Here is a 21,281-nt window from a genome sequence, read left to right as displayed (position 1 = left end):
AAGTGATTCTAACCGAGGAAACGTTGTCATATGCCATGTTTTGAAAGGTGAAAAGCTCTAATTTATCGTTATAGAGTAGTTATAAGTATAGTGGTTTATATGACATAAACAGGAAGTGATTCTAACCAAGGAAACGTTGTCATATGCCATGTTTTGAAAGGTGAAAAGCCTTAATTTATCGTTATAGAGTAGTTATAAGTATAGTGGTTTATATGACATAAACAGGAAGTGATTCTAACCAAGGAAACGTTGTCATATGCCATGTTTTAATAAATGCTAAGAATATAGCAACAATAAAAAAAAAGTTGCTATAAGCCGAGGAAACGTTGTTAGATAGCCGAGGAAACGTTGTTAGATAGCCGAGGAAACGTTGTTAGATAGCCGAGGAAACGTTGTTGAATATTCTCTGAAAGCTAGATATATCAAGCTTTATATCAAGGTTAAAAACATTAAAAACATTTAAAAGTAATTAAAAGCCAAAGTTATGAAAAATTGCCCTTGGTTTTCGCTTCGCTCAAACTCTATTGAATCTCGCTTTCGCTCGATTCGTCGGGGCAATTTTTTGGCTCATCTCGTTGTGACTTTAATAAAAAGCAAAAGCACGATGAATTCGCTTCGCTCATAGAGCTTTTTTTGCTCGCTTCGCTCGATCTAGGTGCAAATATTTACATGTGATTTACGCTTATTTAGGCTTCACAGCCTAAAAAGCTGTTTTTCAGAGAGTCTAGGCGCGAATTTTTGTTGTGGCGCTCGTAGACACTCGCTAATAAATACTTGTTATTGTTTAATTAATCTAATAAAAATCATCTTCTATCGGCTTTTGCTAAATTGGAAAACATTAGCGAACAGCTGCAGAGAGTTTTAGCTAGTCATAATTCATAAAAATATCGATTGTGTACTGTACTGTAATGTACTAAAATACGATACAGTACAGTACACAATAGGAAATAAACCCATGGCAATCACTAAATCAGATGTGGCAAAAGCCATCGAATCCCTTGCAGAACAAGGCTCAAACCCAACTAACGATAATATCCTTGCGGTTCTTGGTAGCGGCTCAAAGACCACTATCAACAAATACCGCAAAGAGATCCTTGAAGAGCAACTGGCGGCAGCCGTTACTACGGCAAAAACTCTGAAAGATGCGGAACTTGTTACCGTGTCACAAGTCATTGCAACCCTATTGCAAGAACGGATTGATGCAGTACAAGGCGGATATGCGGAAACAGTGCAACAACTGGAAAAGCAGCTTGCAGATACCACAGAAAAACTGGAACAGGTGCAAATCAAACTTGATGAACAGGTCAAACAAACTGATGACACCACCGACAAGCTGAAAGTCGCTCTTGCTAGTACAGATAAGGCAAAAGAAGACTACAACGCCTTGCAAGCCAAATATGAACAGCTACTCGAAAAATCAGGCTCGATCAAATATGTGGAATCACAACTCACTAATGCAAATGCACGGATAGCTGAATTAGAAAAACAGATTACAATGCAAAAAGACAAGTAACTGACGATGAAGGCTGACATGCTCCCCATTAAATCAACGGTTTAGTACGGAGTATGTCAACGCTCTTTGTTGTTTTGGCGACTTGCAGCTTTGTTAATTGATTCTTGTCGCTCATTTTCAGCAATTTCTTTTTGAAACTCCTGAATTTTCTTGTATTCGTCTGGGTTCTGTTTGAAAAGTTGAGTATGTGCTTTTTCGTAATAAGTGTAGTTAGCACCTAGATTTTCCTTGCTCTTGTACTCAAGTAGCAAGTTTTCCCATTTTACTTTGATGTTGTTGTTATGCAGGTTCACCATTTCTGAAAGTTCTTTTTTCCAAGTCCCAATTTTGAAAGGGTTTAATGGCTTGTTTTGCTTATGTACTTCAATCTTAGTAAGAAGTTTTGAGCTTAATTCTTTGCATTCTTGTATTTTTTCTAAAATTTCTCTTAAATCATTCTCAAAAACCTCTTGAGCCAATTTTGAAACACGGACATTAAAATCGGCAATAGCCTGTTTTTTTCAGGCTGACTAAGTTTTAGAATAGGGCTAGATGGCTCTAATTTGCGATTTAAGGCGTTTTTGGGCTCTTGGTGTACTTTCTATGGTCTTGCTGTTTAACTTCGCTTTGTGAGCGTTTTAGGTCGTTTATTGTCAAAAAAAGCCTTCGCCAAACGACCGAATAAACCTCATTTTTTAGATTCAGGTGTTATCGTAGCAGTTTGCTGAATAGGCTTATCTTCTATAGGTGTAACTTGTGATTGCTGTACAGTTTCTTGTAAGTCTGTAGTTGTACGGACTTGTTCATTTGTACTGTCAGGCTTACTGTCAGGCTGAATATTTTTAGGTGTATAGCCAAGTGCTAAGGTTAGATTGTCAATTTTATCTTTGAGTTGCTCAATCTCCTTGTACATACGTCTTTCACGCTCTTCGGCAACTGACTTATCGTGCCAAGCTTCTGTAAAACTAAAAAGACACTAAAGTGTCTTTTTAGTTTTAAGCTGTTTTATTTACTTGGTAAATATATTTAAGTATCCATGTTGAGTTTGAACTTGATGAGCAGGTGTCTTGCTGAAATAACAAAAATCAATTGGACGGTTTTGCATAAATTGCTGCTTCGGCATGTACGCATTACATTCTTCTTTGTTGATGCTACGAAAGCCATTTTTCATCCAATTATTCTGTAAATCCACATAGCCAGTCGCTTTGTTTACAACGCTTTCAGCTGATTTTGATGTTGCGTAAGCTGTACCTGCAACAGTTGCTGTAAATCCGATCCAAACTGTGGCAGCAATTAAAATCCAGTTCTTTTTAACCGAGGCTTTTTCTTGGCTAACGTGATTTTGATATGCTTCTTCACGTTGCATATAGATTCTATTTGATTTATCTGCTGTCTGCTGAATCTCTGAACTTATCGCTTTGAGCTGTTTTAAGTCGTTTTGATATGTTGAGATGACTTCTCTATGAAATTCTTTTGCACCGCTTTCGACTTCATTTTTTGTCTGTTGTAACGTCTTACTAAGATGCTGAAATGCTTTATTTGAAAGTGTTTCAGCCGTTTCTTTGGCTCCTGTCTCAATTTCAACTTTTAAATTTTGGACGACTTGCTGTGTCAATTTTGCAGATACATCATTAATAATTCTGTTGGAAATATCAGTTGTAATGATTTCAGTAAAACTATCTGCAATTGTGTTGACTTCGCTTTTCAACTTTTTGATCTGACTGATAGCGATATCAGTTGCAGCATTCATATTTTCTTTGTATGTCTTGCTTGAGCTGTGTAAATAACGATTAAGCTGTTGTGCAGTTTGATCTGCATTATTCAGTGTTTTGATTGTGTCATTAAGCTGTAGATTTTGTGCTTGCTGTTGCACTGTCTGAATTGCTTTTTCAGCAATACAGATTTGCTGCACGACATTATTTAACTGCTTGCTGACGTTTTGAATATCATCAAAACTTGATGCAATCTTGCTATCAAAATTTGATAGCGTTTCGATCAATTTCGGAAAGTTGGTACTGACTGTATCAGTCTTTGATGCAAGCAGCTTCAATTGCTCCAGTAGCTCGGTTTTGGCTGATTGGGCTTGTGTTTCTTGGCTTTCAATGCTACTGACAATCGCTGTCAGTAAATCAATAATTTCGCTGTTTTCAGTCATGTGACTGCTCCCAATTTTTAGTTAAAACGGTGAATAATCGTTGTCGTTGTCGTTGTCGTTGTCGTTGTCGTTGTCGTTGTCGTTGTCGTTGTCGTTGTCTTGCTGTTTTGGCTCTGTCGATGGCTTCGCCTGTTCAGCTTGCTTCTGCTTTAAACGCTCTAATTTTTCACTAAGCGTTTCAGGTGCCGGTATTGCATCTGGTGAGCTATTGGATTCTTTCAAACGATCTAGTTTTTCACGTAAATCGAGCGGTTCATGCTCGTGATCTGCAAGTTTGTTATCAATAAGCTGATGTGCATTGTTGATCTGATTAAGCAATTCTTGAGCTTGCTCAAGCTCTGACTTTGGTTGCGCTTTTAAGCTATCTAATAACTCTTTTTCAGCAAGTTTTTCACCGCTTAAAATCTTATATGCAAGGTCTTTAGGTAGTGGAACATTGATAAAATTTAGATAGTCAGATTCAGTCTGTTGCTTCGCTTTCTGCTGTTTGTTGTATTCGTGAACGTTCATCTTCTTGCCTTGCGCAACACGGCTTTTCACCATCTCGCCTTCGTGAATTGTTGCGCTGATCTGCAAGCCCAAATTTTTATATGACTTATGTGTATAACGCTCAATTCGATTATTTTTTTCTAATGCACTGTTAAATAAATCGCAGGGCTTTTGACGCATATATTGCAAAAAGTTTTGCTCAATATTCATCAAGTCTGGCTTATCTTTTTTAATCTCTGAGCCAAATTTTATCGGGTTAAAATCTTTAACTTGACTGCCAATTTTAAATGTATCTCCGTGAGATTTTTTCTTACATTTTGACTTTAAATCTTGCTCTGTAAGTGCTTCAATTTTGCAATATGGAATCACAAAATGAACATGATTATTTTGAATCTGTAACTGTAAATCTTCTTTATCTTCAGGCAAATTATATTTTTCAATTTCTTCTAATCGAGCTTTTTTACGCTTCAAATTATCAGCTTCATGTATCGCATAACTAATACAAGTTCCGTATTGTTCTGTGAAATCTTCACAGAATTTTTCGACAACTTTTATTTGTTCTTCTTGTGATAATTCAGGCGGTAAAGCAAGAATAGAACTGTATGCAATAATGTTTGTAGATGCGTGACTATTATTCTCAATATGATTATAAAACTGTTCTTCATTCATTTCTGTTTTAATGCCGTGTGGCATAAAGAAACCTGTGTTAATCACACCTGATTTATGAGAAAAATTATGCTCATCTCCCGTTAAATTGTTCGATAATTTACGTGCATTAATATATGCAATTATTCTTAATATACTGTGACCGTTTGATTTTTTGACAGTCGAAACACGATGAGAATAACTATTTCGAATAACGATTTTATCACTCATATCATGCTCCAGTGGTGGTTTTGCTTTTCTACTTTTAAGACGTTACATGAAAATAATTATTGTGCAAAGCACAATAAATTACTTTCTCATCGGAACGCCTTAAAAGTCCCCCCCTGCCCTAGCTTTGGGAGGGGGCGCACGACTCAAAACGAACATGAGCGAAGCGAAATGTACGTTTTGGGTTAAAGTGCGCTTCATTCTACGTCATTTCTACGTTTTCACAGTCTACGCTGGCGCTTGACTGTGAAAACGTGAAATGTCGTGAATGAAGTTGTCACGTAATTCGACTATACACTAGAAAAAAATTTGACCTGTATTTGGTGTTATTTTTCGATTTTTTTTACCTGTTTAGTATGTTTTTTTTTCACTTGTGATAATTTCAATAATGAGGAAGTGAAAGACTTAAAGACTCAAATCAAATTTTATGCACGATTATCAATTATTGATTAATTAAAAATGGAGACGAATTCTAATGTCTGAGCAACAAAATAATCTTGTAGAGGATGCAAAAGCCGTATCGGATCTGATTGCAAAAATCGGAAGTGGTGAACTGTCTGATGCAGAATTGAAAGATGCAAAAAAAGCATTAAAGCTGATTCAACAACGTGCTGAAAAAGCAATTAAAGAACTCGATAATCGCTTACCATCTTTGACCAGTAAAGAACTTTCAATAATTAAAAATCAAAAATTTTTGCTTGGTGAAATTGTGATTTCTCAAGTTTTCACAGAAACAAAAATAGCAGAATCTGCTTTGACTGAAAGTGAAAGAGAGCAGTTTTTGGCGCTAACTTTGAAACTCGTGCAGGCACAATCGAAACAGAATCAGAAGAAGATTTTTCTGGATACAGATACTTTAAGCGGTGGGCTTTACTTGCATTCAGAAGATGAAAGACGCAAAAAACTTAATAGAGATGCGTAATTTTTGAGGACAGCTACTTCACCTGGTCCCAACGGGACTAGGTGAAGTGCTCCGCAAAAAATTAGGCATCATTTAACTGACTTATCGTATTTTATAAGTTTTTATTTTTGTATCTTTAGAGTATAGCCTAACGGAACAAAATAAAGTCTTAAAAAGCAACTCAAAAACCGTATTTATAGACTTAATATTTAATTTCGGTACAATATGTATTTAATTATCTAAACTCTAACGGTACAGAATGCCTAATCAGGTCGGATATATTCGAGTCAGTTCAACTGAACAAAATACTGAACGTCAATTAGATGGAATCAGCCTGGATAAGACCTTTACTGAAAAGGCAAGCGGTGGTAGCCGTGAACGTCCTCAGTTAAATGCAATGCTCGACTATCTGCGTGAAGGTGATACGGTGCATGTTCATAGTATTGATCGTCTGGCACGTAATACAAATGATCTGAACGAAATTGTGAATAGTCTGAATGATCGTGGTATAACCATTATTTTTCATAAAGAGAATTTGACCTTCAGTCATGATGTAGCACAATCGGCAATAAATAAACTCATGTTTCAGATGCTTGCTGCATTTGCAGAGTTTGAACGCTCCATGATCCGTGAGCGTCAAAAGGAAGGAATTGCAAAAGCCAAAGCGAAGGGCTTATATAAGGGAAGAAAGCGGAAGGTTGACTATGTTGAAATACGAAAAGCAATGGCTGAAGAAAATTCAACATTTAGAGGTGTTGCAGAAAAGTTTAAAGTAGGGATAGCAACAGTACAAAGAGCTTTAAAAGAAGAAACTAATAATCAATAAGGTTGATTAATGAAGACGCTTAGATATTCAAATTTAGAAAAGATCATGACCATTTATACTGAAATTTCTACTTATATTACATTTCATAATGCGACTGGTTTAACAGATATAAATAAATCAATGGAAGATTTTTGAACCGTACCGGGTTTGTCGGAGACCAAGCTTTCTGAGAGAATGTCCCGATGAAAAAAGTAAAATATACCCCTGAAATCAGAGAAAGAGCGGTTCAATTATTGATTGAATCCGAGAAAGATTATCCATCGAATTGGGCTGCGATCACCGCTATTGCTCCCTGAGCAGTATACTGCGCAAGGGTTGTACTCCTGAAACACTACGTGTTTGGTATCAAAAATATTTAGATAAACAAAATCCAGTTAAAGTACAGCAGCTTTCAGACCAAGAACGTATCAAACAACTCGAACGCGAAAATAAAGAACTGCAACGCGCCAATGAAATTCTACGTAAAGCAGCCGCTTTTTTCGCCCAGGCGGAGCTCGACCGCCCACACAAATAATGGTGGATTTTATCCATAATAATAAAGAGCTGTACGGAGTCGAGGCGATTTGTAGAATTTTACCGATCGCACCTTCAACCTATTACCGGACTCTAGATCTCTGTGAAAATCCAGAACATCGAGCAAAGCGAGATTTACATGACTTGCATCATGCTGAGGAGATTAAACGAATTTGGAAGGAAAGTTCAGGTCGGTATGGTGTACGTAAAGTCTGGCAAAAACTGAAACGTGAAGGCTATATTATTGCGCGCTGTACTGTTGCTCGATTAATGCAAAAGCTAGGTATAAAAGGTGTTTGGCGTGGTAAGAACAAACAAACCACCCGTAGCCGAGATGATCAAAAACGAGCGGATGACTTGGTAAAACGTAATTTTACTGCTGATCATCCTGACCAACTGTGGGTGAGTGACTTTACGTATATTCAAACAAATTCAGGCTGGGTTTATACTGCATTTATTATTGATGTGTTCTCACGAGCAATTGTTGGATGGAAAGTATCGACACGGATGAATACAGATATGGTGCTCGATGCATTGGAGCAAGCATTTAGGGCGGCAGAGGGGGCTGGAACGCTGAGTGCGCCCATGCCGCATTGCGAAGCAAAAGATAATCGGATAAAATGTAGCAATTCATATTCGTAAGCGTGGAGTAATCAGATGGGAAATTCCAAGTCAGCAGACAAGTAAGCCGCAACAACCAGTATTGTTGTTGCGGCGCTCTGTAAGGCTAGTCTCATCTGATTGCTGACGAGCAGACGTCGCCCGGTATTCCTTAATCGAGGGTTGATTCGTCATGACCACCACACGCCCCGCGTGGGCCTATACGCTGCCGGCAGCACTGCTGCTGATGGCTCCTTTCGACATCCTCGCTTCACTGGCGATGGATATTTATCTCCCTGTCGTTCCAGCGATGCCCGGCATCCTGAACACGACGCCCGCTATGATCCAACTCACGTTGAGCCTCTATATGGTGATGCTCGGCGTGGGCCAGGTGATTTTTGGTCCGCTCTCAGACAGAATCGGGCGACGGCCAATTCTACTTGCGGGCGCAACGGCTTTCGTCATTGCGTCTCTGGGAGCAGCTTGGTCTTCAACTGCACCGGCCTTTGTCGCTTTCCGTCTACTTCAAGCAGTGGGCGCGTCGGCCATGCTGGTGGCGACGTTCGCGACGGTTCGCGACGTTTATGCCAACCGTCCTGAGGGTGTCGTCATCTACGGCCTTTTCAGTTCGATGCTGGCGTTCGTGCCTGCGCTCGGCCCTATCGCCGGAGTATTGATCGGCGAGTTCTTGGGATGGCAGGCGATATTCATTACTTTGGCTATACTGGCGATGCTCGCACTCCTAAATGCGGGTTTCAGGTGGCACGAAACCCGCCCTCTGGATCAAGTCAAGACGCGCCGATCTGTCTTGCCGATCTTCGCGAGTCCGGCTTTTTGGGTTTACACTGTCGGCTTTAGCGCCGGTATGGGCACCTACTTCGTCTTCTTCTCGACGGCTCCCCGTGTGCTCATAGGCCAAGCGGAATATTCCGAGATCGGATTCAGCTTTGCCTTCGCCACTGTCGCGCTTGTAATGATCGTGACAACCCGTTTCGCGAAGTCCTTTGTCGCCAGATGGGGCATCGCAGGATGCGTGGCGCGTGGGATGGCGTTGCTTGTTTGCGGAGCGGTCCTGTTGGGGATCGGCGAACTTTACGGCTCGCCGTCATTCCTCACCTTCATCCTACCGATGTGGGTTGTCGCGGTCGGTATTGTCTTCACGGTGTCCGTTACCGCGAACGGCGCTTTGGCAGAGTTCGACGACATCGCGGGATCAGCGGTCGCGTTCTACTTCTGCGTTCAAAGCCTGATAGTCAGCATTGTCGGGACATTGGCGGTGGCACTTTTAAACGGTGACACAGCGTGGCCCGTGATCTGTTACGCCACGGCGATGGCGGTACTGGTTTCGTTGGGGCTGGTGCTCCTTCGGCTCCGTGGGGCTGCCACCGAGAAGTCGCCAGTCGTCTAACCGACGACTGGTAGCAGGCCCGCTCCGATGCGGCGCACTAACCATCGAAACCTCGTGAATGTCGGTATCCTGTCTGGCAGGATACCGCTCATTTCCCTTGTTCAGTTCATCGCCGTCGCCGAGCATCTGAATTTTCGGCATGCGGCCAAGGCACTTGGTATCAGCTAGTCGAGCGTCAGCGCGCGTGTGAAAGCGCTGGAGGATAACCTTGGTGTCCTGCTATTTGAGCGCCATGCGCGGGGCGTTCGGCTAACAGACGCAGGCAGGCACTTCATGGGGCACTGTTGCAAATAGAGATTTGAGTCGATGATGTTCCCTTTAAAAAGTACTTAGAGACCGAAAACCCTGTTGATTAGACACACTTCACCCTGAGGCTGACCATAATAAAATGACGATGCTTGTCCTTTACGTAGTGCACGCATGACTTCAATACCTTTAATTGTGGCATAAGCCGTCTTCATAGATTTGAATCCTAATGTGGCCCTGATGATCCGCTTTAGCTTGCCATGATCACATTCAATCACGTTATTTTTATACTTAATCTGCCTGTGCTCAAGGTCTGGTGGACATTTACCTTCCCGTTTTAACCGTGATAAAGCACGTCCATATGTGGGTGCTTTATCCGTGTTGATCACTTGTGGAATTTGCCACTTCTTCACATTATTTAAAATTTTTCCAAGAAAACAATAAGCTGAATGGGTATTTCGTCTAGCAGAAAGATAGAAATCAAGAGTATGGCCACGTTGGTCAACTGCACGGTATAGATATGCCCATTTGCCATTCACTTTTACGTAAGTTTCATCCAGATGCCATAAATGTCGATCTGTAGGATTACGCCAATACCAACGTAAACGTTTTTCCATTTCTGGAGCATAACGCTGAACCCAGCGATAAATTGTGGTGTGATCAACATTCACTCCACGTTCGGCCAGCATTTCCTGAAGTTCACGATAGCTGATGCCATATTTACAATACCAACGAACAGCCCAAAGAATGATTTCACCTTGAAAGTGCCGACCGTGGAAGGGATTCATCTGCTGTATCTCGAAATAAATAAGATATTTAGCTTATCATGTCAGCCTATTTGCAACAGTGCCGTTCTATGCACTGGATTTTTCTATCTGGGGCTTACAGTTCAAATTTCGAATAAGAGATTTTATGTTAAATAGGTTCGATTAAGCAGATCGTCTTCTAATTTTGAACATTGCTCATCATCAATGACTCCGGTAATACTTTGTAGCCACAACCCATCTGCTGCTAAACGAAGTAACTCTAAATCAGGATGACTATCCGTTTCTGCATGTTGAGATAATCTATTTTTTAGCCATTCCATCCAAATTTTATTAAAGGTAGGCTCTGTGATCATAGTCATTGATAACGCTGACCAAGCAGAAACCACCCCATCTATTTGATGGATAAAAGAACTATGAATATAAGCTCGTGTGAATTTACCATATTCTGTTGGATCGCGTTTAATCAAGTATTCAACTGTTTGATCTAAATCAAGAATTATTTGATTGAACATTTCTTCTATCAAATTTTTTTTATTCGGGAAATGGTGAAATACCCCCCCTTTTGTTATACCTACTGCTGTAGCAATATTTTGAATAGAAACACCAGAAATACCCTTTTGAGAAACAAGAATAGTTGCCTGTTCAAGGATGCGCTTTCGAATAACCTCTGGTTGCTTCTTTTGTTGCCGAATTTCTTTCACTTAATGACCTGCTGATTGCGAAAATAAATTAATAATTATTACGCCAGATACGATAAAACCAATTCCAATTAAAGCAGGATTATCTAGTGTCTGTTTAAAAACAAAGTAGCCAACTACAGCAGTTAGAACAATCCCAACACCAGCCCATATAGCGTATGCGATACCTAAAGGGATTGTTTTAATAACTTGTGATAATAAATAAAATGCCGTGCTAAAAAAAATAAAGACCATCACGCTTGGAAAAAGTTTTGTAAACCCTTCCGATTTAACTAAAAAACTACTTCCAATCACTTCGGAAACTATTGCAAATCCAAGTAATACATAAGCGAGTAACACACTGTTCATAAGTAATCATACCTAAAATACCAATCGGAAGGTATGTTAAATTTTCAAAAAAAAATTATCAATAATTATTTTAGATTTTCTAAAATTAACATAATACACGTTATACGAATTCCCAAGGCATGGCTTTTAGTCATGCTTTTTTTATCAAAAGACTATACCTGAATGATAGCGAGCCAAATCGCATACAATATCTATCATTAGACTTAATGCAATAATTAAATGATAGTATTATCATTAATCTAATAGAATTAAGATTAAATGATAGAAATGAATACACGTATTTATCTACGAGCTTCAACTAAAGATCAAGATGCAGAAAGGGCTTTGCAGATTCTTCAGGATCTAAACCAAAACTTGAATTTGGGTGAAACCATTGTGTACGTGGAAAACTATAGTGGTACGAAGTTAGACCGACCTGAATTGAATAAGCTACTGTCAGAAGCAAATCAAGGTGACACATTGTTAGTTGAAAGTATTGACCGCTTATCACGCCTAACCCAACGAGATTTTCAAGAGCTGAAGCGCAGGATCCAGGAGAAGGGACTTCGTTTAGTCGTAGCAGATCTTCCTACTACCTACCAAATGATTCAAACCAGTGACAGCATTACTCATTCAATCTTGGAACTCATCAACAATATGTTGATTGATCTTCTGGCAACAATGGCCCGCCTAGACAATGAGAAACGTATAGAACGTATTAAGCAGGGCCTGGCACGTTCGGGTTACAAACCAACAGGCAAGAAGGCAAATGAGGCTAAACATAAACGAATAAAAGAATTGCTAGTAGTTGGCAATATGACTAAGGAAGAAATTGCCAAAGCAGTGAATTGTGGAGTTGCAACTGTCTATCGAGTTGCTAAAGTTATCTAAAAGAGGCTTATCTCAACGCGCCCCCAATGGGGCACCGCTGCATTCAGGTTACTTCACATAAGAAATTTTATGTTAAATGATTGTTAGAAATGCCCCTTGATCGAGGCATTTTCTATAAAGAATACTAAAAACTAATTAAAGCCAACCAAGTTTCAAAACAAGGCAGTTCTCAGCAATCATATTTTTAAATTATATAACTCCCAACTGAGCTTTTGCTCCAACGATAAGGCTTTCATTTTGAGTTTCTAAGGCAAATAAACCATACATCAAAGGAGAGGCCGCTGCTCTTTCTAAAGTCTGTTCATATAGTTTATTCCAAACTTTACCCCCTAGTTTTTCATACTCGATGATTAGAGTTTTGAGGCTTTCTTCTCCAAACAAAGTTACATGCCCAGCAAAATCAATCGCTGGGTCATCTATATGGGCTGTTGACCAATCAATAACGCCTGAAACAGCTCCATCCTTTGAAGCTAGTACATGCCCAGCATATAAATCGCCATGTATAAATTGGGTGAAATCTGCCCATAGAACATCATTATCCAACCATTTTCTGTAGCGGGTTTCCAATTGCTCACTTATACCAATTTCAGATTTTACTAACTGCAAATTGTTTGCTATTTCAGGTCTTAAATCTGAAGGTTTCATAATTTTCAAATCATTTTCCCGAACTTCTTTTTCAGGAATACTATGGATTTCAAATAAGGTTTTTGCCAAAGATGTTATGTATTTCGGGCTATCTTTGTCCATATTCCAAATTATTTCATAGGTTTCAGCATCCAAATTTAAAACAGGATTATCTTTAAGTATGGGATAAGCCACTAATTCTGTAGATGAAATTCTCCAATCAGGAACCTCTACAGAAAGATGTTTTTTTACCAATTCTAAAATGCGTTTTTCTTTCTTGATTTGTTCCCTCATGCCATCACGACGAGGAATACGCAGCAACCATTGTTGCCCCTTTGTATCAAGAGCAAAAACGACCTTAAAATCAATGCCCATTTCATTGAAATTCATTTTGTCCGTAAGCAACAAGCCGTGTGCTTCAGCAAGTGATTGAATATCTTGAATTGTCATTTTTAATTTCCTTTAAAGAGTTCAATAATTAATGTTCGGATTAGATTGGCTATCATTAACAATCTCTCTCAAAAGTCTTGATGATTTTGTGGTCTTTGATCTCGTAGATAATGTCAGCAATATTATCGACCAATTGCTTGTCATGAGATACGAAGATAATAGTTCCTGCATAGGACTTCATCATTGTTTCTAATGCGGCAATACTTTTTAGGTCAAGATAGTTTCCTGGTTCATCCATAAGCAAAATATTATATTTTCCTAAAAGCATTTTGGATAAAAGCAGTTTGATGATTTCACCTCCCGATAAGTCGGATAAGTTTTTTTGAATATCATTCGCTCCGATCCCCATTGAAGCCAATACTGCACGAATTTCCGCAACTGTGTACTCGCACTCTTCCTGCATAAAGGAGAGCACAGATTTATGCGTGTTAAATTTATATCCTGTTTGTGTAAAGTAGCCAATTTCAGCTTTTGGAGATATGGTTAATCCATCAGCACGTTCTGATATCATTTTTAACAAGGACGTTTTCCCTGTTCCATTCGATCCAGTTATAGCGACTTTAGCGCCAAGCGGTATTATAAAGTTAGCGTCATCAAAGATAGTACGGCTACCAAATTTTAAGCTCAGACCATCTGCCGTAATCGGGAACTTATTGTGCAGTTCTAGGGCTGAACTTTGACGAAAACGAATAGAACGCAAATGCTCTGGTGCTTGAATATCTTCTAATGCAGCCAAACGCTTTTCCATACTCTTAGCTGCCTGATACAGTTTTCTTTGCTTGGTGCCAGTCATTTTTGCATGCCCAAGTCGTCCAGCACTTTCGGTAGAGTTTTTGGATTTTTCTCCTTTTTTCTTATTGTCTAATCGATTAGCTTGCTGGCGTTTTTCTTGCACAGCAGATTCTAATCGCTCCCGTTCCTTCATCATCAGCTCATATTCTACGGCTTGGTGTTGTCGCTCTTCTTCTTTTTGACGCAAGTAATCCGAGTAACCACCCCAATATTCCGTAATTTTACCGTCTTTTAACTCCCATATCTTGTCTACAACCATATCAAGAAAATATCGGTCATGACTGATAACAAGTAATGCTCCATCAAATGCTTTAAGTTGACCAATAAGTAGATCTATTCCATTGAGATCAAGGTGGCTGGTTGGTTCATCCGCTAGAATGCCATGTACTTGTTGGGAAAATGCGGCAGCAATTTTTGCACGAGTTTCCTCTCCGCCACTCATTGTGTCGTTTTGTACATTGGAAACACCAAGGCGAGATAACATTGCCCGGTCTTCGACCGTTTCTATTTCGATTCCGCCCAGTTGGCTGATATGTGCAAAATCACCAAAACGCTGTAATGTCGCTTCGGCTAAAACAATTTCGCCATTAAGTACTTTGAGTAAACTACTCTTTCCTGCTCCGTTATCACCCACAAGACCAATACGGTCATAAGAGTGAATTTCCAATTCATCAATATCCAAAACATCACGCCCAGCATAATCCAAGCGTATGTTTCTCGCTTTAATAATTAAACTCATTTTTATTTACTCCTGTTTAGCTCTTGAAATTTTTTATGCAGCAAACAGGATTTAGGTGAAAACAAAAGCTAGCATCACAGTGTCCTCCCAAAAAAAAAGCTATTCATCCACAGGGTGGACAAATAGCTAGTCAATTAAGTTATAACTGGAAACTATGCACTAAAAGCATACTTATAAATTAAGCATACTTTTACTTTATATATCCGCATATATTCTTAAAGACACAACAAAAGCCCACCATTATAAAATAGTGTCACTATGCAAATAGTTGTGTCTTAACGAATGCGGATAGAATGCATAAACTTACCTAAAAAATAAAATTCAGTTTTATGATAACTTTACTGTTAAAAGAAGTCTAGACAACCTTGTTTTATGCTTGGATATAAGGCTTATTTTAAAATAATAGTAGTGAAGATTTTCTAAAATTAACATAATACACCTTATACGAAATAAAAATGGGAGCCTTAAGCTCCCATTTTTTAAGTAATTTTTTCAAATAAGGCTTGGGTGAGCATCTAAAATTCGAATCAATGTAGCTGCTGGTCCAGTTGGATAGCGTCGTCCCTGTTCCCAATTTTGCAGGGTACGGGGGCTAATATGTAGACGTGCAGCAAATTCATTTTGGCTCAAGCCAGTTTTTTCACGTACTTCTTTAATATCAGGCAATTCGAGTTCTGTAACTCGGCTTGCTTTAACTTCTTTACGTTTGATAGCTCCAGCTTCTTTGATTGAAGCAACCAAGTCATCAAATAAGTTGTTATCCATGAAATTGCTCCTTCACGAGTTGGTGCAGAATGGCGGTTTCCTTATCTGTTAAATTATCTTTTACTGATTTTGGATAAGCCACTAAGAAAAAGATCTGATCATCCTCGGTGACCCAATAATAAATCACCCGTATCCCACCACTTTTCCCTTTGTTACCTTGAGCACAACGTACTTTGCGAATACCACCGCCATTCTTGATTAGGTCACCTCTATCAGGCTGTACCAAAAGATCTTGCTGAAGTTGACGATATTCCTCATCAGATACAAGGTCTTTAATTTGCTTGGTAAAGATGCTGGTTTCAATAAATAACATGGACTCTTTATACGTCAATGGCGTATTTGAATTTTAGCAGTTTCCATAACAAAAAACGAGAGCTGGTAGATCTCGTTTCGCATAACAGCCATTATGTTAAATAATTAAGGATAAAAGCTTTATTACTAAATAGAACAGTTGCTTAAAGCAGTATAGAGTTAAGTTTGCATTTTAATATCAAGTTGTCTTTCAGCACCGATAATCACCATACGAATCCCATTTTCAAAAATGTCATCCGCATTCATATTTTGTAAGGTATTCACTCCTTGGAGCATGAGTGGATATATAGTTGGATCGGCTTCGAATGGTGGGTCTGATCTTATTTCTTCTTGCTGCTCCTCAAGGACCCACCCAACAATAAACCTTCCTAATGTCATAAGTAATGCAACTGCTTCAACAGGAGAAAACCCAGCATGAGATAACAGCGCAACTTGGGCCTCAATCGTGTTGAAATGTCCTTGACTGGGGCTAGTTCTTGCATGTAGACGAGCACCATCACGGTAAGCTAGTAGTGCTCGACGAAAGCTTACAGAATTAGCGAGCAACCAATCTTGCCATGTCATCCCATCGATGGGTAAAGAAACTAAATGGTGTTCATTTATAATGGTTTCCGCCATTGCTTCCATTAACAAGGATTTATTCTTGAAATGCCAATATAGAGTTGGAGATTTAATACCCAATCGTTGAGCTAGCTTGCGTGTGGTTATTGAATCTATGCCTTCTTCATTCAACATATCCAATGCGGTACGCAGGACTATTTCACGTGTCAGACGTTGAGGTGCAATATCTTTTTTACTCATAAATCTATCACTGATAGGGAGTGTGTGAGAGAATATTAATTCTATCATTGCTAGAGAAGGCATTTGTGAAGAAATCATTGAGCGTGATTTTAATCACTATATTTCTGGATGCTGTTGGGATTGGTTTAATTATGCCGATCTTGCCTGAATTATTACGGTCATTGGCTGGAGCTGAAGCAGGCGGTGTTCACTATGGTGCTTTATTAGCTGTGTATGCTCTGATGCAGTTCATTTTTGCACCTATCCTTGGAGCGTTGAGTGACCGATTTGGACGTCGACCTGTATTAATTATTTCAATTGCTGGTGCAACGGCTGATTATCTCCTAATGGCTGCTGCTCCTTCTCTATTGTGGCTATATATTGGTCGTATTTTTGCGGGAATTACAGGTGCCAACATGGCTGTTGCAACAGCTTATGTTTCAGATATTACTCCAGCCCATGAGCGTGCAAAAAGGTTTGGTCTCCTTGGAGCTGTCTTTGGTATTGGGTTTATAGCGGGTCCGGTAATAGGTGGAGTTTTGGGTGAATGGAACTTACATGCACCGTTCTTTGCTGCTGCTTTTATGAATGGGATTCTTTTAATAATGACAGCAGTCTTATTAAAAGAATCAAAACACAGCAATAAAATGACTGAGAAGGTTCAGGAGCAATCAATATTAAAGAAATTATCCTATTTGATCACTCAACCTAATATGGCTCCATTGCTTGGTATCTTTTTAATTATCACATTGGTTTCACAAGTCCCCGCAACTTTATGGGTTATCTATGGGCAGGATCGTTATGGCTGGAGTATATTTATTGCAGGTGTTTCCCTTGCTAGTTATGGAATATGCCATTCTATTGCACAGGCTTTTGCTATCGCCCCTATGGTAAAGAGGTTTGGAGAGAAAAATACGTTGTTATGTGGAATAGCTTGCGATGCAATTGGTTTACTTCTTTTATCTATTGCTGTTGAAGAATGGGTGCCTTTTGCGTTGTTACCATTGTTTGCCCTTGGTGGAGTAGCCGTTCCTGCTTTGCAAGCAATGATGTCCAGAGGTATTAGTGATGAAAGACAAGGTGAATTACAAGGGCTATTAAGCAGTTTTAATAGTCTGGGGGCTATAATTGGTCCTGTATTAGTTACTAGCCTCTATTTTATGACTCAGGCATCAGCTCCTGGAATGGTATGGGCATTAGCTGCAATACTTTATGTAATCACCCTACCCTTATTGCTTAAGTATCGCCTGAATAAATATTCTGGAGTTCCATAAAATATTTAATTTATTGGTTTAAAAACTAATGGATTCTATAGTTTATCTAAAATTAACATAATACACCTTATACGAAATGCATTATAATTCCACTTAGAAATCAATGCTGTAGTTTCTAGTTGATAGCCCATCTTCCCCAAGGTGGGTTTTTTTTATGATTTTTCACGTTCCACGCCTATTCTTTGACCAGTGTTTCACGACTTTGTTCATATTAGTTAAACAATCGTGGTTAATCATAGGGTCTAAAAAAACGGCTCCAAAAGCCCCTTTTTTCTAGTTCAGGCTCTACATGCTCTGGTACTGGAATACGCTTTAAATAGTGACCTACATATAATCCCCGATAACAAGGGATTGCAGTTTTCCTTTTATACAATTGCGTTGATTTTTTAATCATCTTTATAAGATAAAATTAAATCCATTAGCTCATCTTCAGAAGCATTGCAAAACTTACGAATACGTTCAGCAACAACAAAAGATGGTGTATAGCCTTCATCTGCATAATTATCCTGCTCAAACAGAACTTGAGCCATACCATTGGGTAAATTTAACCCTTCTTGAATAGCATTATAAGAATCTGTATTAGGATTTCCTTTCCATTTAATAATAGCCATTGTGTATGGAGTACTTAAAGGATTACTTAGGTGCTCTTTGGTAATATCTAATTTATCCATATAAAAGCCAGCATCTTTCCAACTTGGTAACGTTGTAGCCCAACCAATAGGGCAAGCAACCGTATTATCATCTGTTAACAGCTGTTCATCACTAACATAGCCAACTGTGCTTTTAGTCGGTCTTCTCCAAGTACGAATATCGAAACGATGAGGCTCTAATTTTTCTAAAAAATCTGCTAACTCTAATAACAGTTCCTTACGCATGGTTGTATTTCCTAAGTATAAATGAATTATAATAAATTTATTTAAGTTAAATAACTTAGGTAAGTTACTTAACTTGTTTCAATACAGCCTGCTGTAATTCTTCTGCAGTGAGGTTCTCCAATTGGTGAATTGCAGCTTTTAAAATGATAGATCTGTTAGCTTTAGCTACTCTACAATTAACTAAAAGTTGGTCTATTTGCTGGTTAACTTCTTCTGTTAGAGAAAAAGTATATCTTTTATAGTTTTGCTGACTCGGTTCAATTTTCTTGATGCGTTTAGATGCACCTTGAATAAAATTGTCAATTTGGTCTTGATTTGAACTTTGCTCAGACTTTTTTAACCCTTTTAATGCCATTAGAGTTCTCCTAAAAATTCTTTTGCGATGTGTTCAATTTCTTGTTTAGCTTTTTCATCAGACGACATTTCAAAAACAGATAAACCATTCTCATCGGCATCATCGTAAATATTTCTATTGCATGTAAAATTATTGAGTGGGATAAGATCAAAAGATTCACAAGCATCTTTTGCATCTAAAATTCTTTGAGATTGACTTGGCAAAGTTGGGCATTGGGTAATAACTGCTCTAGTGTAAAGTTCAGGATTTACCGCTTTTGCTAATCGAATAAGCTTCTCAACATGAACTAGTGTTTTTAAATCTCTTCGTTTTGGACGAAATGGAAGAAGCATATGCGTTGCAATAGTCATCGCTGAACGTAATGCTTCTGAATCCTGACCACCAGCATCGATAATAATATCTTGATAGCGCTTAGAGAGATCCATCAATATTTGTCTAATATTCCCAGCTGCTTGTACGGATGGGATGCTCTTAACGTTATCATTTTCATCACGCTCTTTGATCCAATCTGTGGTTGTACCTTGAGGGTCTGCATCTAATAATAGAATATCTCGATTTTGAGCTTGCAAGTAAACTGCTAGATTTTGGGCTAAGCAACTTTTTCCTGAACCACCTTTTTCACCACCAACTAAAATAATCATATTGTTATTTAACTTACGTAACTTATTTAACATTTAATTATATAGTGCTTTTCATTTCGATCAATAGTTAAGAAAATATATTTTTACGTAAGTTATTTAAGTTATTTAAGTTACGCAACTTATTTAAGTTTTTGTTGTTTTTATGCTTTTATTTTAGGTCGGTTGAAAACCAACTTTTTGAAGGTAAGGGAATAATTCTTGGAATTTTTGTCTGTCTTTAAGCATTTGAGCGATACGTACAGCAAACTGCGGATAGCTCTCAGTACCTTCTGAATATCTTCCCATCTCTGGTAGTTTAGAAAGTCTATTAGCAAAAAGGTGACGTTGTGCATCGGTCATTTTTAAGAAAAGATCAGTTGTATTTATTTGTTTAGAAGCTTCTATAGATCTGATAGTTGATTTCTTTAATGTAAAATTAAAAGAAAATCCTGAGATAGAACGCCCTTGTTTATGTTGCTCATATTTAACAATGATATCTGAGAGTTCGTTAATTTGGTTTACTGCAATATCTAACACGCGTCTCTTAAATGCCTCCATTCTTGTATATTCATTAACACCAATTCCGAGTTGGCTACGAAATTTGTTTAACTCATAGATAGGAGTTTTTCCTACAGATTTCCATTGCATTAATAACTCATAAAGACGTACCGCATAAACACTTTTGAAGTCAGCAGTTTTTTTCAAATGATAACTAGTAAAATATTGTTCAAACCCATCTATTTTAGTCACATGTTCAACCACTACACGAGTTAAAGTAACTAAGATTCTTCCTTCTCCTTTGCGATAATTGGCATCTTGAATCCAACGACTTTTTGTTAAGGTTCCATCTTCATTTGTGATCGTGAATTTTTTTTTAAATAAAGAATCCTCTGCTTCAATTAAAGCCAAATAAGCTGCGTCTAGAGAAACATTAAATGCCTTAGCATACCGATTTGCATTTAACTCAAGAGGATGCTCTGGAGTTAATCCTTTACCTGTTTCTCTAGCATCAATAATTGCAAGCTGTATTACACGAGTTTCAGCTAATGATAAAGTTTGTATTGCTTGCACAAGTTTATTTGATTTGACTATTAGATCTGCCATAACTTTAATTAAGCAACAATTATTTATTTGTTGCTATAAGATCACTATTAAATATATGTGTCAATAAATATTATTTAACTTTCAAGCTTTACTTAGCAGTCATTTTCAACCAAGGAAACGTTGTCATATGCCATGTTTTGAAAGGTGAAAAGCCCTAATTTATCATTATAGAGTAGTTATAAGTATAGTGGTTTATATGACATAAACAGGAAGTGATTCTAACCGAGGAAACGTTGTCATATGCCATGTTTTGAAAGGTGAAAAGCTCTAATTTATCGTTATAGAGTAGTTATAAGTATAGTGGTTTATATGACATAAACAGGAAGTGATTCTAACCGAGGAAACGTTGTCATATGCCATGTTTTGAAAGGTGAAAAGCTCTAATTTATCGTTATAGAGTAGTTA

22 protein-coding genes, 3 pseudogenes and 1 other annotated feature are annotated in these 21,281 nt (G+C 38.3%); of the genes and pseudogenes, 8 read left to right on the top strand and 17 right to left on the bottom strand.

The annotated features are described in order from the left end of the window. The first annotated feature begins 955 nt into the window (after nt 1-955). A complete protein-coding gene (locus tag FTU05_RS14730) occupies nt 956-1,513 on the top strand; it encodes a DNA-binding protein (RefSeq protein WP_120403832.1) in 558 nt (185 codons plus the stop codon). A 56-nt stretch (nt 1,514-1,569) separates the two neighbouring features. On the opposite strand, the gene FTU05_RS14725 is transcribed toward FTU05_RS14730, so the two are convergent. From FTU05_RS14725 to FTU05_RS14710, 4 genes are all read right to left on the bottom strand, one after another. Beyond that, nucleotides 1,570-1,971 (bottom strand): hypothetical protein, encoded by a 402-nt coding sequence (locus FTU05_RS14725; protein ID WP_120403831.1) that lies wholly within the window; start codon nt 1,969-1,971, stop codon nt 1,570-1,572. A 209-nt stretch (nt 1,972-2,180) separates the two neighbouring features. Beyond that, on the bottom strand, nt 2,181-2,405 hold the full coding sequence (locus FTU05_RS14720; protein ID WP_228200238.1) for a hypothetical protein: 225 nt from the start codon (nt 2,403-2,405) through the stop codon (nt 2,181-2,183). Nucleotides 2,406-2,501: 96 nt separating this feature from the next. Beyond that, nucleotides 2,502-3,647 carry a hypothetical protein gene (locus tag FTU05_RS14715; RefSeq protein ID WP_120403830.1) on the bottom strand — a complete coding sequence of 382 codons (1,146 nt, stop codon included), beginning with the start codon at nt 3,645-3,647 and terminating at the stop codon, nt 2,502-2,504. Between the two features lie 21 nt (nt 3,648-3,668). Continuing rightward, nucleotides 3,669-5,012, bottom strand: coding sequence for a MobA/MobL family protein (locus FTU05_RS14710; RefSeq protein WP_180165844.1), 1,344 nt, complete (start codon nt 5,010-5,012; stop codon nt 3,669-3,671). A 472-nt stretch (nt 5,013-5,484) separates the two neighbouring features. Here FTU05_RS14710 and FTU05_RS14705 point away from each other — a divergent pair, with 472 nt between their 5' ends. The 5 genes and pseudogenes from FTU05_RS14705 to FTU05_RS14685 all read left to right on the top strand — a co-directional run bounded on the left by FTU05_RS14705 (nt 5,485) and on the right by FTU05_RS14685 (nt 9,551). Continuing rightward, nucleotides 5,485-5,931, top strand: coding sequence for a hypothetical protein (locus FTU05_RS14705; RefSeq protein ID WP_120403828.1), 447 nt, complete (start codon nt 5,485-5,487; stop codon nt 5,929-5,931). 238 nt (nt 5,932-6,169) lie between these two features. Beyond that, entirely contained in the window at nt 6,170-6,736 is a 567-nt protein-coding gene (locus tag FTU05_RS14700; protein WP_006581699.1) for a recombinase family protein, read from the top strand. A gap of 182 nt (nt 6,737-6,918) precedes the next feature. Continuing rightward, nucleotides 6,919-7,891, top strand: a pseudogene (locus FTU05_RS14695) (IS3 family transposase). Then, nucleotides 7,208-7,324: a sequence feature (AL1L pseudoknot), on the top strand. (Overlaps the previous pseudogene by 117 nt.) 151 nt (nt 7,892-8,042) lie before the next feature. Beyond that, the gene (gene floR / locus FTU05_RS14690) at nt 8,043-9,257 is read left to right on the top strand and encodes a chloramphenicol/florfenicol efflux MFS transporter FloR (RefSeq protein ID WP_000214122.1); all 1,215 of its coding nucleotides are present in this window, start codon (nt 8,043-8,045) and stop codon (nt 9,255-9,257) included. A gap of 27 nt (nt 9,258-9,284) precedes the next feature. Beyond that, nucleotides 9,285-9,551 (top strand): annotated as a pseudogene (locus tag FTU05_RS14685) (LysR family transcriptional regulator). 35 nt (nt 9,552-9,586) lie between these two features. On the opposite strand, the gene FTU05_RS14680 reads toward FTU05_RS14685, so the two are convergent. The 3 genes from FTU05_RS14680 to FTU05_RS14670 all read right to left on the bottom strand — a co-directional run bounded on the left by FTU05_RS14680 (nt 9,587) and on the right by FTU05_RS14670 (nt 11,316). After that, nucleotides 9,587-10,291: an IS6 family transposase gene (locus FTU05_RS14680; protein WP_005028420.1), complete on the bottom strand. Its 705-nt coding sequence runs from the start codon at nt 10,289-10,291 to the stop codon at nt 9,587-9,589. Nucleotides 10,292-10,413: 122 nt separating this feature from the next. Beyond that, nucleotides 10,414-10,971, bottom strand: coding sequence for a TetR/AcrR family transcriptional regulator (locus FTU05_RS14675; RefSeq protein WP_005146114.1), 558 nt, complete (start codon nt 10,969-10,971; stop codon nt 10,414-10,416). Further along, entirely contained in the window at nt 10,972-11,316 is a 345-nt protein-coding gene (locus FTU05_RS14670; RefSeq protein WP_005146112.1) for an SMR family transporter, read from the bottom strand. Between the two features lie 258 nt (nt 11,317-11,574). Here FTU05_RS14670 and FTU05_RS14665 point away from each other — a divergent pair, with 258 nt between their 5' ends. After that, nucleotides 11,575-12,186: a recombinase family protein gene (locus FTU05_RS14665; protein ID WP_015060246.1), complete on the top strand. Its 612-nt coding sequence runs from the start codon at nt 11,575-11,577 to the stop codon at nt 12,184-12,186. A 189-nt stretch (nt 12,187-12,375) separates the two neighbouring features. On the opposite strand, the gene FTU05_RS14660 is transcribed toward FTU05_RS14665, so the two are convergent. From FTU05_RS14660 to FTU05_RS14640, 5 genes are all read right to left on the bottom strand, one after another. After that, nucleotides 12,376-13,260, bottom strand: a complete 885-nt coding sequence (locus FTU05_RS14660; RefSeq protein WP_000155092.1) for an Mph(E) family macrolide 2'-phosphotransferase — start codon at nt 13,258-13,260, stop codon at nt 12,376-12,378. Nucleotides 13,261-13,315: 55 nt separating this feature from the next. After that, nucleotides 13,316-14,791: an ABC-F type ribosomal protection protein Msr(E) gene (gene msr(E) / locus FTU05_RS14655; protein WP_000052512.1), complete on the bottom strand. Its 1,476-nt coding sequence runs from the start codon at nt 14,789-14,791 to the stop codon at nt 13,316-13,318. 492 nt (nt 14,792-15,283) lie between these two features. Next, nucleotides 15,284-15,556, bottom strand: a complete 273-nt coding sequence (nadS, locus tag FTU05_RS14650) for a NadS family protein (protein ID WP_000369781.1) — start codon at nt 15,554-15,556, stop codon at nt 15,284-15,286. After that, nucleotides 15,549-15,869, bottom strand: a complete 321-nt coding sequence (locus tag FTU05_RS14645; protein WP_000897307.1) for a type II toxin-antitoxin system RelE/ParE family toxin — start codon at nt 15,867-15,869, stop codon at nt 15,549-15,551. Before FTU05_RS14645 ends, nadS begins: the two co-directional genes overlap by 8 nt. A gap of 158 nt (nt 15,870-16,027) precedes the next feature. Beyond that, nucleotides 16,028-16,669 (bottom strand): TetR/AcrR family transcriptional regulator C-terminal domain-containing protein, encoded by a 642-nt coding sequence (locus FTU05_RS14640; RefSeq protein ID WP_004787586.1) that lies wholly within the window; start codon nt 16,667-16,669, stop codon nt 16,028-16,030. Between the two features lie 65 nt (nt 16,670-16,734). Here FTU05_RS14640 and tet(39) point away from each other — a divergent pair, with 65 nt between their 5' ends. Continuing rightward, the gene (gene tet(39), locus FTU05_RS14635; RefSeq protein ID WP_087551687.1) at nt 16,735-17,922 is read left to right on the top strand and encodes a tetracycline efflux MFS transporter Tet(39); all 1,188 of its coding nucleotides are present in this window, start codon (nt 16,735-16,737) and stop codon (nt 17,920-17,922) included. Nucleotides 17,923-18,151: 229 nt separating this feature from the next. Here tet(39) and FTU05_RS14630 read toward each other — a convergent pair. The 5 genes and pseudogenes from FTU05_RS14630 to repM form a co-directional block, all read right to left on the bottom strand. Beyond that, nucleotides 18,152-18,235 (bottom strand): annotated as a pseudogene (locus FTU05_RS14630) (DNA-binding protein); the annotation flags it as partial. Nucleotides 18,236-18,308: 73 nt separating this feature from the next. After that, nucleotides 18,309-18,797 carry a hypothetical protein gene (locus FTU05_RS14625; RefSeq protein WP_180165842.1) on the bottom strand — a complete coding sequence of 163 codons (489 nt, stop codon included), beginning with the start codon at nt 18,795-18,797 and terminating at the stop codon, nt 18,309-18,311. Between the two features lie 64 nt (nt 18,798-18,861). Continuing rightward, the gene (locus tag FTU05_RS14620) at nt 18,862-19,152 is read right to left on the bottom strand and encodes a hypothetical protein (RefSeq protein ID WP_120403926.1); all 291 of its coding nucleotides are present in this window, start codon (nt 19,150-19,152) and stop codon (nt 18,862-18,864) included. Next, nucleotides 19,152-19,793 carry an AAA family ATPase gene (locus tag FTU05_RS14615; protein WP_120403928.1) on the bottom strand — a complete coding sequence of 214 codons (642 nt, stop codon included), beginning with the start codon at nt 19,791-19,793 and terminating at the stop codon, nt 19,152-19,154. The genes FTU05_RS14620 and FTU05_RS14615 overlap by 1 nt, the downstream gene beginning before the upstream one ends. A 153-nt stretch (nt 19,794-19,946) precedes the next feature. Further along, nucleotides 19,947-20,876 carry a replication initiation protein RepM gene (gene repM, locus FTU05_RS14610; RefSeq protein ID WP_120403927.1) on the bottom strand — a complete coding sequence of 310 codons (930 nt, stop codon included), beginning with the start codon at nt 20,874-20,876 and terminating at the stop codon, nt 19,947-19,949. Nucleotides 20,877-21,281: the final 405 nt, after the last annotated feature.

This window comes from Acinetobacter sp. YH12049, from assembly GCF_013419875.1.
Taxonomy (GTDB): Bacteria; Pseudomonadota; Gammaproteobacteria; order Pseudomonadales; family Moraxellaceae; genus Acinetobacter; species Acinetobacter amyesii.
This window is presented reverse-complemented; position numbering and strand designations above follow the sequence as displayed.